The sequence below is a fragment of the Cytobacillus sp. genome (genome assembly GCF_964223445.1).
In the GTDB taxonomy this organism is placed as follows: Bacteria; Bacillota; Bacilli; order Bacillales; family Cytobacillaceae; genus Cytobacillus.
Genome location: NZ_CAXQGS010000127.1, coordinates 1 through 14,848, shown reverse-complemented (window position 1 = coordinate 14,848; position 14,848 = coordinate 1). Strand labels below are relative to the sequence as shown.

Below are 14,848 nucleotides of genomic sequence, written 5' to 3'. Positions count from 1 at the left end.
TATGGCAAAAAGGAAAAAGTGTAAAATATAATTGAATTAATTATCAAAAATGGCGGTGACTCGAGGATGATTGGCTGCATGTGCATACATGGTTTTACAGGAGCTCCATTTGAAGTAGAACCTTTGGCAGAGTATTTGAAAAAACATACAGACTGGGAGATTTCCGTGCCGACATTGCCGGGTCATGGCGATGAACTGAAGCTGAAAGGGATTGCCTATAACAAATGGATTGAGCATGCAGAGGGAGAGCTGAAAAGACTGATAAGCCGCTGTGAGAAGGTGTATGTAGTCGGCTTTTCGATGGGCGGCCTGATCGCCAGCTACTTAACAGTACATTACCCTGTAGACAAGCTGGTTCTGCTTAGTGCTGCTGCTTATTACGTAAATCCAAAACAGCTTTTCTTCGATATTAAAGAGATGGCAAGGGATGCCTTCAAGGGAAACCTGGCAGACAATGAGATGTTCGTCAGATATAAGCGGAAAATAAGTGCGACACCGATTACGGCAACTCTTCAATTCCGCAGGCTTGTGGCCGCTATCAAACCTATCTTAAACCAGATCACTGTTCCGACATTGATTGCGCAAGGGGAAAGTGATGGAGTTGTGCCTCCGCGAAGTGCCAGATATTTATACAATAATATAAGTTCATCTGCCAAAAAATTAATTTTTATAAAGGACTCGAAACATCTTATCTGCCATTGCGGGGAAGGGGAACGCCTCTTTCGGGAGATCCTTGGTTTTCTTCAAAAAAAGCCGGAATGATAAGGTTTTCAGCCAGCCTTCAAGTTTGCAATGCTTACTTGAAAATGGTAATATAAACACCAAAGTGCCAACAGGAACTTCTTTTGAGAACCCGGACATGCTCCAGCAGGAGAATGTCTTTTTTCATTAAATACAGAGGTATTGCTGAGAATGTCATACTTCAGTATGGCCAAAATAGATGAGTGCTTTCTCGATGTTAGAACTCATCTTTAGAGACCTGATTGTCCGTGAACAATTTGGATAGAATTTACCCTCATCCTTTCCTCAAGCGGGTTTCATAGTGAGTGGGACTCTTCTTAACGAAACATAACCGCACTTTTTATAAAAATAAGAAGTTACAGCATCTAGAGACCGGGTACTGTCGGTTAAAAGGCTCCTTACGGGGTGCCCTAACTTTTCTTATAATCGTCCGGAAGAGTGACTCATAGGCCAATTTTCAGGAGAATTCCTGCCTGCAGGTTTGCAGGGACAAAATTTTTCTATGATTAGAAGGAGAATGAATACATTGACAAAGTTTCAAGACTTGGGCATCAGCCCGGAAACAATGAAATCACTGAAGCGAATGGGATTTGAAGAAGCGACTCCTATTCAGACCCAGACCATTCCGTTGAGTTTAGAGAATAAAGACCTGATCGGGCAGGCGCAGACAGGAACAGGAAAAACTGCTGCATTCGGAATCCCGATGATTGATAAAATCGATAACACAAAGGATTTCATTCAGGGAATTGTGATTGCTCCAACTCGTGAGCTGGCAATTCAAGTATCGGAAGAACTGTATAAAATCGGCTACGGCAAAAGAACGAAAGTCCTATCTATTTATGGCGGCCAGGATATTAATCGCCAAATCCGCGCTTTGAAGAACAAGCCTCATATCATCGTTGGAACGCCAGGACGTATTTTGGACCACATAAACCGCAAAACATTGCGTCTTGACCATGTCCATACTGCTATTCTTGACGAAGCGGATGAAATGCTTAACATGGGATTCATTGACGATATTGAAGCGATCCTTGCACAAATTCCTGAAGAACGCCAGACGCTGCTTTTCTCTGCTACAATGCCTGCTCCAATCCGCAGAATGGCAGAACGCTTCATGAAAGACCCTCAAATTGTCCGTGTAAAAGCAAAGGAAATGACTGTGTCATCGATTGAACAATACTATATTGAAGTGCATGAAAAGAATAAATTTGATGTGCTGACAAGACTTCTCGATATACAATCACCTGAATTGGCAATTGTGTTCGGACGTACAAAGCGCCGTGTCGATGAACTGGCTGAAGCCTTGAACCTTCGCGGATACATGGCTGAAGGAATCCACGGTGACTTAAGCCAGGCTAAGAGGATTTCTGTTCTTCGCAAGTTCAAAGAGGGAAGCATTGACGTCCTAGTTGCAACAGATGTTGCTGCGCGCGGATTGGATATTTCCGGCGTCACACATGTGTACAATTTCGATATTCCGCAGGATCCTGAAAGCTATGTTCACCGCATCGGCCGTACAGGACGTGCTGGAAAAACGGGCGTTGCGATGACATTCATCAATCCGCGCGAAAAATCGTATCTGCATGTCGTAGAACGTACAACCAAGAGAAAAATGGAACGCATGGATGCTCCAACACTGGATGAGGCGCTTGAAGGCCAGCAAAAAGCAGTCATGGAAAAAATCATGCAAACCATTGAGGAAAACAATCTTGACAGCTATAAAGAAGCAGCAGATGAGCTTCTGGCACAAAAGGACGCTTCAACAGTGGTCCAGGCAGTGCTGAAAATGCTGACAAAAGAACCGGATACAACTCCGGTTAAATTAACAGAGGAAAAGCCGCTTCCATCTAAGCGTGACAGAAAGCCGAATGACCGCAGCCGTGGAGGCTATAACGGAAAAGGCAGACAAGGAGGCCAGAAGGGAGCATACAAATCCCGTCAAGGCCACACTGGAAAACGTCAAAGCCACAATAATCGTTCGAATAGCAGCAGCTATCGTTAATAAATTTGGAGAGCAGAGATTCTGCTCTCTTTTTATTTGGCCTCAATATTAAGAGCTGCAATTTCTCAGCGGCAGCCGTACATACTAAGGGAAATGCTGTACGGGAGGAACCGACATGACGATTGTACGCCTTGGGTATGTAGCGATGAGTATGAATCTGAAAAACGCGTCACCATCGCAAACGATGACGTTCAAGCAATTCTCGGCCATTAAAGACCGCGAGGCAGCTATAGCAAGACTGGAGCGGATCGCCGTATCAAATCTTGAAAACTGCCTGAGACTTCTCAAGCACAATGCAGCCCATGATATCCACTTTTTCCGCTTTAGTTCCCGGCTGATTCCTCTAGCCAATCATGAGGAACTCTCTGATTGGAAGTATATGCGCCCTCTTAAAGAAGCTCTATCCAAAATCGGGGACTTTCTGGATGAACATCCTATGCGGGTGGATTTTCATCCGGACCATTTTGTGCTCCTTAATTCACCGAAAGTTGATACATTGAATATTTCCATTAAAACGCTGGCAATGCATGAAGCCCTGCTGAAAGGCATGAGGCTGAATCCTGCTCATCGCTGTGTTCTGCATGTGGGCGGAGGATATGATGATAAAGAGAAGGCTCTCGAACAATTTATCCATAATTGGGGCTTTACACCTTCAGGAATCCAGCAAATGATGATCCTCGAGAATGACGATACCACCTTTACACTTGGTGATACACTCTACCTTTGTGAAAAACTTGGGATTCCTCTTGTGTTTGATTACCACCATCACCTTGCCAACTTTGAGAATGATAACTGGACGGGGCAATGGGAAAGGGTCGCAGCGACATGGGACCATTCAGAACTGCCTGTGAAAATGCATATTTCCAGTCCAAGATCAGACAAAGATTTCAGAGCGCATGCCGATTATATTAATGCTGATATGTTCATGGAGTTTCTTCAGAACATTAAGGGGTCAGTGCCTGAGATCCATTGTATGATTGAAGCGAAAATGAAGGACAGCGCATTATTTAAACTTGCTGAAGATTTGAGAATGAACCCCAATTTGACTTTTATTGATTCTTCCAGCTTTGAAATCTAAGAAGCACTCCCACTTTTTTCATAAAAGGGAGACACTTCTTTTTTCTGTCATGTATACTTATAGAAGTGAAAGAGCTGATTCAAAACGCCATATACTGAAGAGGTTTTGAGCGAGGAACTGACTCCTGGGCTTTTTGAATACTATTAATTTTATGGAATTGCGGGGGGTACTGCATGATTACAGAGCCGCATAAAAGGATACCGGCAAGGGGGCTGCTTGCATGGAGAATCTCCGGCACAATCCACTCTGTTTTTCCTTTTGTGTTATCAGGGGGCGCTATTGCTGCTGCTTTCCTGTTTAATTGGCCTATTTGGGTTATTGGAGCTTCCTTAATGTTTTATTCCGCTTATGCCTACCTGGTCATTATGACTTTCCCCTCTTTAAGGTGGAAAAGATGGAGGTATGAGGTCCGGGAAAATGAAATAGAGCTTAAACATGGGATATTTGTGATTAAAAGGACCCTTGTTCCCATGATTCGGGTGCAGCATGTGGATACCAAGCAAGGGCCGATATTGCGTAAATATCGTCTTGCTACTGTCACCATCTCGACAGCTGCGACAGTTCATGAAATACCGGCATTGGATGTGGACGAAGCAGAGGAATTGCGTTTTTGCATTTCCATGCTGGCAAGGGCTGCAGATGATGATGTTTAATCCTAAACGGCTGCACCCAATATCAGCGGTGGCCAACTTCCTGAAACACCTTAAGGAAATGCTGGTGCCTTTTCTTGTTTTTGTCGTCTTTGGAAGCAGAGGAGGAAATGGGGAAATTGTTCAGCTTGTCCTGTCTTTAGGGGTCATAATCGCGGTTTTTTTTATTGGGGTCCTTACCTGGTGGAGATATACCTATAGACTGGAGGAAGGCGAGCTTCGAATCGAGTATGGTGTTCTGATCAGGAAGAAGAGATATATTCCGCTTGAAAGAATTCAAAGTCTTGACTTATCGGAAGGTTTGCTGCAAAGGCCATTTGGCCTTGTAAAGATGAAAGTGGAGACAGCCGGATCAAGCGGTGCTGGTGAGGCAGAAGCGGTATTGACGGCTATTTCTAAAAAAGAGGCAGAGTTCATTCAGCAGGCATTTTCAGCCGCTAAAAAGAATCCTTCCGAAATGGAAGCAGCATTGCAGAACCGGGAAGTGATTTATAAAATTTCTCCTGGCGAGCTGCTCCTTCTGGCATCAACTTCAGGCGGGGCTGGTGTCGTTATTTCGGCTGTCTTTGCTTTTGTTTTTCAATTTGAAGAAATCATTCCCTATGAAAAGGTGTTTGCCGGGCTTGAAGGATTTATTGCCAACGGAATTATATTTGTAAGTATCCTGGTCTTCATCGTCTTTTTTATTGCATGGCTGATAGCCCTTATAGGCAGTATGCTGAAATATGCCGATTTTACATTAATAAAGACAGAGAAGGAATTGATTGTCACAAGAGGCCTGCTTGAGAAAAGGCAGATGACGATTCCGCTGAATCGCATTCAGGCTATCCAGTTCAGGGAAAATCTGCTTAGGCAGCCGCTTGGCCTGGCGACTGTCTATATTGAAAGTGCAGGAGGCTCTATTGAGGATAATGAAAGCGCCCGCCTAATGATCCTGCCGATTGTGAAAAAAACACGGATTGCCGGGCTGTTAAAGCCCCACTTGTTGCACTATGAACTGCAGCCCGGATTCTTTAAAGCTCCGAAAAGGGCGCTTAACCGCTATTTATGGAGAGGGTTTATGTGGGTGCTGCCTTTTGTGGCTGTTCCGCTTCTCTTTTTCAGGCCATGGGGATACTTTTCTTTAGTGCTGCTGATCCTTTCATTGGGGTGGTCGTATCTCAAATACAGGGATGCAGGCTGGGATATCAGCCCTCAGCAGCTTGCTCTCAGATATCGCGGGATTGTCAGGACTACGGTCTTTATGAAAAGAAATAGAATACAGTCCCTCACCATTAGCGAAAGTTATTTTCAGAAAAAGCGCAGTCTGGCTACCATAGAAGCTGTGGCCATGTCAGGGATTGGGGGGACAGGAGGAACGGTCCCTGATCTTGACCGGAAAGAAGTTTATGCTATTTATAAGTGGTACTCTTATACTGGATTAAACAGAAGTTATTTGAAAAAGGAAAAGCGCCCATGAGCGCTTTTTTTTGAATTATCTGGCTAAAAACCCCAGTACAGCCAAAATGATAATGATTCCCCAGAGAACAAGCTTTGAGGCTGGGACCCCTTTTAATGTAGGCCTGATGCCAGAAAGTCGTCCGGGCTGTATTGTGCTGGATGAAGAAGATGTACGGCCTTTGGCCAGTGATGCCGCACCAATCAGAAAACCTGCAAGGAGGCCGAATAAATGGGCTGTAATATTGATGTTTGGCTGCAGAAAGGTCATAACTACGCCGATTATAGTAATGGTCAGAATGATTTGTGAGTTTTCCCTGGATAAAAGTTCTTTTCGGAATACGATGATTGCACCAAAGTATCCGAAAAGGCCAAAAATCGCACCACTGGCACCCACATGAATATATGTCAATGGTTCAAGAAGCAGTGTTGCAATATTCGCTGCTGCCCCAGCTGTGATGTAAAGCAGGATGAATCTGGTTTTTCCGAGCAGCCGTTCCAGGACAGGGCCAAAGAGAACGAGAGAAAAGCTGTTAAACAAAACATGGGGGAAACCGCTGTGCAGTATGATTGGGCTCAGAAGCCGCCAGTATTCACCTTGAACAATATATAAATTGACACCTGCAAGCTTTTCGAAAATAAGTGTATTTGGAAATAGGGGAATGACTGTTAATAGATAGATGATAATATGGATACAAATGATAGCAGAAACAACAGGATAGTAGCGGATAAATTCCTTAAAACTTTCCGTTCTTGTAAACATGGCTCTCCTCCGTGCTTGAATTGTTGGACCGTGTATCTACATCATAGCCTGAAAAGCGGTTTTTCAGCATGCCAAAACACTTATTCATCTTATAATGTGTACATAATACTGCTTCTACTGTATTCTTTATGCAGCGAATAATATAAATAGAAGGAAGATGAGAGATGATTTCCGGTATTGGGATTGATATTGCAGATCTGGAGCGTATACGAAAAATTATCGCCAGGCAGGAGCGGTTTCCTGAACGGATTTTGACACCAAAAGAGCAGGCAGGCTATCGCTGCTTGCCGGAAAAGAGACGGGCTGAATATCTTGCCGGGAGGTTCGCAGCAAAAGAAGCTTTTTCAAAGGCATGGGGTACTGGAATTGGGGAAGAACTTTCCTTTCAGGATATTGAAATTGAAAAGGATGAAAAGGGAAAGCCTTATATTTCGAAGCCATTTAAAGATGGGATACACTTGTCGATTTCCCATAGCAGAGGATATGCGGTGGCTCAGGTGGTTATAGAAAAAACTTGATATTTGGCAAGCTGAAGAATTTCAAATGCTTGTCATTCCTCCTAGCATATTCCCTAAGGTTGTCTCATATATTCATAATGCGATAGGAGAGACAGGCCGGAAGTTTGGGCCGATCTCACTGAAATGAGACAAAGGGGCTGAAGGAATGAAGAAAAAGTGGTTCATGCTGCTTGCCGGGCTTTTGGTAGTTCTTGCATTGTCTGCCTGTGGAACTAAGTCACAGGAAGATGTCGTAAAGGATCTTAACAATAAGCTTGAAGACATTAAAGGATACAAGGCAGAGGCCAAGATGACTCTGCAGATGGGGACTGACCCGCAAACTTACGAAATTGAAGTATGGCATAAGGAGCCTGACTTTTACCGGGTGAATCTGAAAAACGCCCAAAAGGAACAAAGTCAAATGATTCTGCGTAACGATGACGGTGTATTTGTCCTTACTCCTGCGCTAAACAAGAGCTTCCGTTTCCAGAGCGATTGGCCGCAAAACAGCAGCCAGGCTTATTTATATGAATCATTAGTCAAGGATATTATGGAGGATAAAGAAGCTAAGTTCTCCGCTACAAAAGATCATTATGTGTTTGAAACAAAAACACGCTATCAAAATAACCAGATGCTCCCTATCCAGGAAATCAAGCTCAAGAAGTCAGATTTATCCCCAGTCAGTGTAAAGGTTATGGATCCTGATAAAAATGCACTTGTAACAGTAGATTTTTCAAATGTAAAGTTTAATGCAAGCTTCGATAAGAAAGATTTTGACATGCAGAAGAACATGACAGGCGCCCAGCTCGAAGTGCCGGTGATGGCAGAGGTGGAGGATCAGGAATTCGCGGTTAAATATCCGCAGATGGAAATGGCAGATGTAAAGCTGGTTGATGAGCAGGAAGTGCAAACAGAAGATGGCAAACGTGTTGTATTGACATACGATGGAGAAAAATCCTTCACTCTTGTGCAGGAAAAGGCAGCTGTCATGCCGACATCATCCGTCGTTACTTCAGTTAAAGGCGAGCCTGTTGACCTTGGCTTTACCATTGGTGCACTTTCTGACAACACCATTTCCTGGACCTACCTGGGTGTGGATTATATGATTGCATCCAACGATTTATCACCTGAAGAAATGTCCGAAATTGCCCGCTCTGTACAGGGGGAAATGGTGAAATAAATCACCGGCAAAAAGCAGGTCTCATAGGGGGCCTGTTTTTTTGATGGAGATGATTGGCCTGCATCGGAAATCAGCTTTCAAAGCTTTTTGATAAAAAATAACCATTTGACAAACCCTCTGCCCGAGTTTAATAATCGACATGTAGAGAAGCAACGGCTAAAGGACGTGAAGACATCGATGTATGAACAAACAAAAATGTACAGGGACACTTGGGCAGAGATAAATCTGGATCATATTTCATATAATGTAGAGTCAATGAAAAAACATGCAGAAGAAGGAACAAACCTCATTGCGGTTGTGAAGGCAAATGGGTACGGGCATGGAGATGCTGCGGTGGCCGAAGCTGCTCTGGAAGCGGGCGCATCCTCTCTGGCTGTTGCCACACTGGATGAGGCGATGGCTTTGAGAAATAAAAAGATTGCAGCTCCGATTTTAGTAATGGGAGCGAGCCGCCCGGAGCATGCAGGCGAAGCAGCGGCAAAGAATATTTCTCTGACCGTTTTTCAAAAGGAGTGGCTCACTCAAGCAAAAGAATATGTGGAAGAGGGAGAAGTCTTAAATATTCATATAAAGTTTGATACAGGAATGGGCCGCCTGGGTATTCGAAGCTTTGATGAGCTTAAGGGAATTGAGAGCGTTATTAAAAAGGACAAGCGCTTTCTGCTTGAAGGAGTGTTTACACATTTCGCAACAGCGGATTCATTGGAGAATGCTTATTTTGAAAACCAGCTGAGCAGATTTGAGGAAATGACCGGCTGGCTGGAGATTTTGCCGAAGTGCATCCATACCAGCAACAGCGCGGCCGGCCTTAGATTCCCCAAAGCCCACTTCAATGCTGTCAGAATGGGGATCAGTATGTACGGGCTGGCTCCTTCCATGGAAATTAAGCCTGAACTTCCTTTCCAGCTGAAAGAAGCTTTTTCTCTCCATACCTCTATTGTGCATGTGAAAAAGCTTCATAAAGGCGAGAAAGTCAGCTATGGTGCAACTTATGAGGCACAGGAAGATGAATGGATTGCGACATTGCCGATTGGCTATGCAGATGGCTGGATCCGAAAGCTGCAGGGACAGGAGGTTATTGCTGAAGGATTGAGAGTTCCAATTGTTGGAAGAATTTGCATGGATCAATGCATGATTAAGCTTCCGCATGAAATGCCTGTTGGTACAAAAGTAACCCTGATCGGTGAGCAGGGGAAAGAAAAGATTCCGGTTGACGAAATCGCCGGAAAACTTGAAACCATCAACTATGAAGTAACCTGCATGGTATCTTCCCGGGTTCCGCGCATATATAAAAGAGATGGTAAAATTATCGGGGGAATTAATTATCTGCTATAACGCGTAAATTTTATTTGCTGCCCAGTTGAGCTATCGTCCGGAAAAAGAAATGGAATAAGCGATGAGGCATACTGATAAGATAAACATGTAAGGCTTCGTCAGCATAAACATCGCACGATCAAAAGGAGAGCATTTGGGAGGATGCGGGTCATGCAGACGTTGCCACAGGACGTTGCGTTTTTAGTCTGCGTTCAATCGTGAGCAAGGCGCTTCCGCTTTTCTGGAATCATGCATAAAATACTATTTTTTTGGACGATAATACAGAAGAATTAAAGAATCCCCTTTGCATTGGGCTTTATTAATGGTAATATTGAAAATGGTAGATATAAAAATGGTGTGTAGTGATGGTGGAGGTGTATGTTTGTGTCTGATTCCAGCACAACAACAGAGATAATGGTGAAATTACCGCAGCATCTTTTAACCGAGTTAGACGGATTTGCAAAACAGGAAAACGTTAACCGGAGCGAATTCATTTATCAGGCAACCAAAATGTATTTGCGCGAACGCAGAAAGAGACAAATTCGCGAGTCCATGAGACGAGGCTACATGGAGATGGCGAAAATAAATTTGACGATTGCATCTGAAGCATTTCAAGCGGAATATGAGGCAGAACACACAGTTGAACGTCTAGTAAGCGGAGGATAATCCTTTGATTGTCAAACGTGGTGACGTTTATTTTGCAGACCTATCCCCAGTTGTTGGTTCAGAACAAGGCGGCGTCCGTCCAGTGCTTGTCATCCAAAACGACATCGGGAATCGGTTTAGTCCCACAGTAATTGTTGCAGCAATCACAGCTCAGATTCAAAAAGCGAAGCTGCCTACTCACGTTGAAATTGATGCGAAGCGTTATGGTTTTGAAAGGGATTCGGTCATCTTATTAGAACAGATTCGTACAATTGATAAACAACGCTTAACCGATAAAATAACCCATCTCGATGACGAAATGATGGAAAAAGTGGATGAAGCCGTGCAAATCAGCTTAGGCCTCATCGAATTTTAACAAACGCTCTTTTGAAGGGCGTTTTTTTATTTTATCAGGAAAGAGGTTTAGTTCCTTATAAAGAGGGTAAAAAAGAGAGTCATTTAATATATAAAATTATCTGGTATTGTAAATATACCCGTTTCATATGAGAATACACTTCAATGTTCGATGGTAATCAGCTGAGATGTGAAGTGAAAAAAGGGATTTAATTAAAAATTGTCGAATTAACCAACGATGGGAGTTTATTCATTACGCATCATATAGGTATCATTTGACTGGCATTCACTGTTATCATTTAATTGATATATACGGGACAGGAAGATTTTTTATCTTCTTTACAATAAAGGAGAATTGGAAGGCTAATAATAGATATATGCTAAGATAGGGAGGAACAAATGAATTCCACAATATTGAATTATATACAAAACAACAAAGATTCCATATTCAATGAGTGGCTTGAGGCCACAAAGGAAAATGCGGATGAAAGGGTTACGAAGGTAGTATCTGATCAGGTATTTATCGGAACAAGCCGGGAATTCATTGACCTGATTATCTCTAATATAAAAAGTTCAAATGAGGAATTCACTTCAAAATTGAGTGACTTCTCTGAGAAAATCGTACGTTTGGGCTGGCCTCTCAGTTTTGTGACAAAAGGGCTCCAAACATTCGGAAAGATTGTATTTGAGGACATGCAGGAAGCCGGGGTTGTTACCCAGGAAAACCAGATGAAAGTCATTTACGAGTTTGACAGCTGGATGACTCCCATGGTCAATGAAGTGGTAAATATGTATTCAACCACTTGGGAAAGAACTGTATCTCTCCAAAAAATTGCGCTTCAGGAACTATCTGCGCCGCTGATTCCAGTATTCGAAGGAATTACAGTCATGCCTCTTGTCGGAACAATTGATACAGAGCGGGCGAAACAGATTATGGAGAACCTTTTGAATGGAGTAGTAAAACACCGTTCAGAAGTGGTGCTTATTGATATAACAGGTGTGCCGGTTGTTGATACGATGGTAGCCCATCATATCATACAGGCAGCAGATGCTGTAAGGCTTGTCGGAGCGAAATGCATGCTTGTAGGCATCCGTCCGGAAATTGCCCAAACCATTGTAAACTTGGGAATTGATTTAAATCAGTTTACTACAAAGAATACCTTGAAAAAGGGTGTAGAAGCGGCGCTTGAGTTAACCAGCCGCAAAATTGTGAGTGTGGAGGGAGCGGAATGAGAGTGAGAATCCCAATTTTAAAGCTGAACGATTGCCTATTAGTCTCCATCCAGTGGGAATTGGATGACCAGACTGCTTTGCAGTTTCAGGAGGATCTGCTCCATAAAATCCATGAGACCAGCGCAAATGGAGTCGTGATTGATTTAACATCCATTGACTTTATTGATTCATTCATCGCTAAAGTTCTCGGCGACGTAATAAATATGTCCAAACTGATGGGTGCAAAAGTAGTCATAACCGGGATACAGCCTGCCGTAGCAATTACGCTTATTGAGTTAGGTATTGGGTTAGATGATGTCCTTACTGCATTAGATCTAGAAAAAGGTTTGGAGAAATTACAACAGGAATTGGGGGAGTAACTGTATGGAAAACCAATCCTGCGTTAAAATCATAAACGAATGGGACATCGTTGCAGCCCGCCAGCTTGGGCGGAATGTTGCTAAAGAGCTTGGTTTTGGTACAGTTGACCAGGCTAGAATCACTACAGCCATTAGTGAACTTGCCCGGAATATATACTTATACGCCGGACAAGGGCAAATCTGTATTGAAAAAATATACGACGGCGGAAAAGCGGGATTGCGTATAGTTGCGGTAGACAGCGGCCCTGGAATCAATGATTTACGCCAAGTAATGGAAGATGGATTCTCTACATCAGGGGGATTAGGAGCCGGTCTGCCGGGTGTGAAGCGGTTAATGGATGAGTTCTTAATTGACTCCAATCCTGGAACCGGAACAGATATAAAAGCAACTAAGTGGCTTCGTTAGGGGGAAGCGGTATGGATTTCCGAGAAATGATGGAATCAAAGTATCGGGATATTCTTGAGAATTATATTAAGGAACAATCTGAACAGGCTTTGTATCAGGGCCAGAAGTTCAGCAGGAAGTCGATCGAGCACAAAATCTCTCCTGAAGAGATTATCAGCGTTCATAAAAGTCTGATGGGCGAACTTTATCCTGACTTGCCTGAGTATGTTCACCATTCTTTTGATATCCTTCTGGAAGTCATGATAGGCTATGGTTTTGCCTATCGGGAACACCAGAACTTAAAGCATATTCAGCAGGAACTCAGGACAGAAATGGAAATAGCTGCGAACGTCCAGCAGACCTTGCTGGGAACACAGGTTCCTTCTGTTGAAGGTTTGGATATTGGAGCCATAAGTGTTCCTGCCAAGCATATGAACGGTGATTATTTCCATTTTGTTCAGGATGAAAACAGCACAATCAGCATAGCCATTGCTGATGTAATCGGTAAAGGGCTGCCGGCGGCCTTGTGTATGTCCATGATTAAATATGCCATGGACAGTTTGCCTGAAAACCGCAATGACCCTAAAACGGTTCTGGAAAATCTGAATCGGGTCGTAGAACAGAACGTAGATTTAACAATGTTCATTACTATGTTTTATGGAATATATGATACGAACAGCCATATGTTCTCTTACGGTTCTGCCGGACACGAACCTGGACTATTCTTTGCTGCTGAGACGGGTGAATTTACCGAACTGACAGCGAAAGGCCTCCTTCTCGGCATTGATAAAAAAACTAAATACCGCCAGTATGAAAAAGGAGTAAATCCCGGAGATATGATTATATTAATGTCAGATGGGGTTACTGAATGCCGTACAGAAGAAGGGTTTATAGAAAAGGAATCATTGCTGGAATTAATCAAGAAATACATTCATTTAAGTGCACAGGAAATTGTTAATAACGTATATAAAGAACTTGAAAAACTTCAGCATTTTCAATTGCGGGACGATTTTACCTTAATTATTTTAAAAAGAAATGTTTAATGGGTTTTAAAAGCGGGTAACTATTTAAAAAGCAGTTGACATGTAAAGAGGTGGGTCAGTTATGAATATTACAATAGATGTAAAAGAAAATGATATGCTGATTGAAGCAATGGTAAGCGGAGAAATTGATGCGTATACAGCTCCTAAACTCCGTGAAGAGCTGTTTCCTTTAACAGAAAAAGAGGGCGTAGAAATGGTGGTCAACCTATCTGAAGTCTCTTATATGGATAGTACCGGCTTAGGTGTATTTGTTGGTGTATTTAAAAATGTCCGCGCCAATAACGGCAAATTTCAGATTGTTGGCTTGTCGGACCGTTTAAAGAGACTTTTCGAAATTACAGGCCTAGCCGATATTATTGATATTAACAGCGGGATTGAAGGTGGAGTACAATGAACGAGCCATTTGATTATATAGAGGTGAAAATTCCGGCTAAGCCGGAATTTGTCGGGGTAATCCGCCTGACGCTATCAGGGATCGCCAGCAGAATGGGATTTGCATATGAAGAAATTGAAGATCTTAAAATCGCTACAAGTGAAGCTTGCACCAATGCAGTCCAACACGCATACAAACAGAATGAGCAAGGAGAAGTAGTCATCGGGTTCGGTTTATACACTGACCGTCTAGAGGTAATGGTCGCAGACAGCGGAAAAAGTTTTGACTTCCAATCTGCAAGACAAGGCATTGGGCCATACGACCAGACTGATTCTGTGGAATTCCTGCGTGAAGGAGGCTTGGGTCTATACCTAATTGAAACATTGATGGATGAAGTAAGAATTCATCACAAAGAGGGTGTTACGGTCTTTATGACCAAATACCTAGAGGGAGAGCAGGTGGAGAGGGATGCAAAAATGAAAATCTTAAATTAGGTTCTGCAGCATTTATTAATACATCTTCAAGCACTCTTGAATCAAACTTGAAATATGAAAATATATTTGAAGAGTTATCACATAATTCCTATTCAAAATACAGAAGTCTTGTAGATAAGAATAATCTCATTAATTATTTTGAGAATTTTACACCCGTAAGCTTACTATCAACATTAAATATCGGCTCTAGACCTGTAAAAAGATCTAATAAAGTTACTTCATTAGACAACTACAGAGCTATTCCGTGGGTATTTGGCTGGGCCCAAACACGTAATACACTAACCGGCTGGTATGGAGCTG

General features: G+C 42.8%; 18 protein-coding genes. 17 read left to right on the top strand and 1 reads right to left on the bottom strand.

The window, feature by feature from the left end; all coding sequences use genetic code 11:
• Nucleotides 1–66: 66 nt before the first annotated feature.
• From ACEQ1T_RS21370 to ACEQ1T_RS21350, 5 genes are all read left to right on the top strand, one after another.
• Nucleotides 67–762 carry an alpha/beta hydrolase gene (locus tag ACEQ1T_RS21370; RefSeq protein WP_370224658.1) on the top strand — a complete coding sequence of 232 codons (696 nt, stop codon included), beginning with the start codon at nt 67–69 and terminating at the stop codon, nt 760–762.
• Between the two features lie 505 nt (nt 763–1,267).
• Nucleotides 1,268–2,743 carry a DEAD/DEAH box helicase gene (locus tag ACEQ1T_RS21365; protein WP_280516132.1) on the top strand — a complete coding sequence of 492 codons (1,476 nt, stop codon included), beginning with the start codon at nt 1,268–1,270 and terminating at the stop codon, nt 2,741–2,743.
• A gap of 115 nt (nt 2,744–2,858) precedes the next feature.
• Entirely contained in the window at nt 2,859–3,821 is a 963-nt protein-coding gene (gene uvsE, locus ACEQ1T_RS21360) for a UV DNA damage repair endonuclease UvsE (protein WP_370224657.1), read from the top strand.
• Nucleotides 3,822–3,994: 173 nt separating this feature from the next.
• Nucleotides 3,995–4,474, top strand: coding sequence for a PH domain-containing protein (locus ACEQ1T_RS21355; RefSeq protein WP_370224656.1), 480 nt, complete (start codon nt 3,995–3,997; stop codon nt 4,472–4,474).
• Nucleotides 4,461–5,930 (top strand): PH domain-containing protein, encoded by a 1,470-nt coding sequence (locus ACEQ1T_RS21350; protein WP_370224654.1) that lies wholly within the window; start codon nt 4,461–4,463, stop codon nt 5,928–5,930. The genes ACEQ1T_RS21355 and ACEQ1T_RS21350 overlap by 14 nt, the downstream gene beginning before the upstream one ends.
• 15 nt (nt 5,931–5,945) lie before the next feature.
• On the opposite strand, the gene ACEQ1T_RS21345 is transcribed toward ACEQ1T_RS21350, so the two are convergent.
• Nucleotides 5,946–6,671, bottom strand: coding sequence for a rhomboid family intramembrane serine protease (locus tag ACEQ1T_RS21345; RefSeq protein ID WP_370224653.1), 726 nt, complete (start codon nt 6,669–6,671; stop codon nt 5,946–5,948).
• Between the two features lie 164 nt (nt 6,672–6,835).
• On the opposite strand from ACEQ1T_RS21345, the gene acpS reads away from it, so the two are divergent.
• The 12 genes from acpS to ACEQ1T_RS21285 form a co-directional block, all read left to right on the top strand.
• On the top strand, nt 6,836–7,189 hold the full coding sequence (gene acpS / locus ACEQ1T_RS21340; RefSeq protein ID WP_370224652.1) for a holo-ACP synthase: 354 nt from the start codon (nt 6,836–6,838) through the stop codon (nt 7,187–7,189).
• Between the two features lie 145 nt (nt 7,190–7,334).
• The gene (locus ACEQ1T_RS21335; RefSeq protein ID WP_206845444.1) at nt 7,335–8,348 is read left to right on the top strand and encodes an outer membrane lipoprotein carrier protein LolA; all 1,014 of its coding nucleotides are present in this window, start codon (nt 7,335–7,337) and stop codon (nt 8,346–8,348) included.
• A 177-nt stretch (nt 8,349–8,525) separates the two neighbouring features.
• Complete coding sequence (gene alr / locus ACEQ1T_RS21330; RefSeq protein WP_370224651.1) at nt 8,526–9,683, top strand: alanine racemase; 1,158 nt, start codon at nt 8,526–8,528, stop codon at nt 9,681–9,683.
• Nucleotides 9,684–10,046: 363 nt separating this feature from the next.
• Nucleotides 10,047–10,328, top strand: coding sequence for a CopG family ribbon-helix-helix protein (locus ACEQ1T_RS21325; RefSeq protein WP_206845441.1), 282 nt, complete (start codon nt 10,047–10,049; stop codon nt 10,326–10,328).
• Between the two features lie 4 nt (nt 10,329–10,332).
• Entirely contained in the window at nt 10,333–10,683 is a 351-nt protein-coding gene (gene ndoA, locus ACEQ1T_RS21320; protein ID WP_009336311.1) for a type II toxin-antitoxin system endoribonuclease NdoA, read from the top strand.
• A 377-nt stretch (nt 10,684–11,060) separates the two neighbouring features.
• Complete coding sequence (locus ACEQ1T_RS21315; RefSeq protein WP_206845439.1) at nt 11,061–11,894, top strand: RsbT co-antagonist protein RsbRA; 834 nt, start codon at nt 11,061–11,063, stop codon at nt 11,892–11,894.
• Nucleotides 11,891–12,253: an STAS domain-containing protein gene (locus ACEQ1T_RS21310; RefSeq protein WP_009336309.1), complete on the top strand. Its 363-nt coding sequence runs from the start codon at nt 11,891–11,893 to the stop codon at nt 12,251–12,253. Before ACEQ1T_RS21315 ends, ACEQ1T_RS21310 begins: the two co-directional genes overlap by 4 nt.
• Nucleotides 12,254–12,257: 4 nt before the next feature.
• A complete protein-coding gene (locus tag ACEQ1T_RS21305; protein WP_026580738.1) occupies nt 12,258–12,659 on the top strand; it encodes an anti-sigma regulatory factor in 402 nt (133 codons plus the stop codon).
• A gap of 11 nt (nt 12,660–12,670) precedes the next feature.
• Entirely contained in the window at nt 12,671–13,681 is a 1,011-nt protein-coding gene (locus ACEQ1T_RS21300; RefSeq protein ID WP_206845437.1) for a PP2C family protein-serine/threonine phosphatase, read from the top strand.
• A 61-nt stretch (nt 13,682–13,742) separates the two neighbouring features.
• Entirely contained in the window at nt 13,743–14,075 is a 333-nt protein-coding gene (locus ACEQ1T_RS21295) for an anti-sigma factor antagonist (protein WP_009336305.1), read from the top strand.
• Complete coding sequence (rsbW, locus tag ACEQ1T_RS21290) at nt 14,072–14,548, top strand: anti-sigma B factor RsbW (RefSeq protein WP_370224649.1); 477 nt, start codon at nt 14,072–14,074, stop codon at nt 14,546–14,548. Before ACEQ1T_RS21295 ends, rsbW begins: the two co-directional genes overlap by 4 nt.
• On the top strand, nt 14,494–14,848 hold a 355-nt coding region (locus ACEQ1T_RS21285), incomplete at its 3' end, for a phosphoenolpyruvate carboxylase (protein WP_370224699.1). The genes rsbW and ACEQ1T_RS21285, both read left to right, overlap by 55 nt.

Bases quoted from the DNA above. Each gene is read 5' to 3' on its own strand.
- ACEQ1T_RS21370 (WP_370224658.1), top strand. From the start codon at position 67: ATGATTGGCTGCATGTGCATACATGGTTTTACAGGAGCTCCATTTGAA.
- uvsE (WP_370224657.1), top strand. From the start codon at position 2,859: ATGACGATTGTACGCCTTGGGTATGTAGCGATGAGTATGAATCTGAAA.
- ACEQ1T_RS21355 (WP_370224656.1), top strand. From the start codon at position 3,995: ATGATTACAGAGCCGCATAAAAGGATACCGGCAAGGGGGCTGCTTGCA.
- ACEQ1T_RS21350 (WP_370224654.1), top strand. From the start codon at position 4,461: ATGATGATGTTTAATCCTAAACGGCTGCACCCAATATCAGCGGTGGCC.
- ACEQ1T_RS21345 (WP_370224653.1), bottom strand. From the start codon at position 6,671: ATGTTTACAAGAACGGAAAGTTTTAAGGAATTTATCCGCTACTATCCT.
- acpS (WP_370224652.1), top strand. From the start codon at position 6,836: ATGATTTCCGGTATTGGGATTGATATTGCAGATCTGGAGCGTATACGA.
- ACEQ1T_RS21335 (WP_206845444.1), top strand. From the start codon at position 7,335: ATGAAGAAAAAGTGGTTCATGCTGCTTGCCGGGCTTTTGGTAGTTCTT.
- alr (WP_370224651.1), top strand. From the start codon at position 8,526: ATGTATGAACAAACAAAAATGTACAGGGACACTTGGGCAGAGATAAAT.
- ACEQ1T_RS21315 (WP_206845439.1), top strand. From the start codon at position 11,061: ATGAATTCCACAATATTGAATTATATACAAAACAACAAAGATTCCATA.
- ACEQ1T_RS21310 (WP_009336309.1), top strand. From the start codon at position 11,891: ATGAGAGTGAGAATCCCAATTTTAAAGCTGAACGATTGCCTATTAGTC.
- ACEQ1T_RS21305 (WP_026580738.1), top strand. From the start codon at position 12,258: ATGGAAAACCAATCCTGCGTTAAAATCATAAACGAATGGGACATCGTT.
- ACEQ1T_RS21300 (WP_206845437.1), top strand. From the start codon at position 12,671: ATGGATTTCCGAGAAATGATGGAATCAAAGTATCGGGATATTCTTGAG.
- ACEQ1T_RS21295 (WP_009336305.1), top strand. From the start codon at position 13,743: ATGAATATTACAATAGATGTAAAAGAAAATGATATGCTGATTGAAGCA.
- rsbW (WP_370224649.1), top strand. From the start codon at position 14,072: ATGAACGAGCCATTTGATTATATAGAGGTGAAAATTCCGGCTAAGCCG.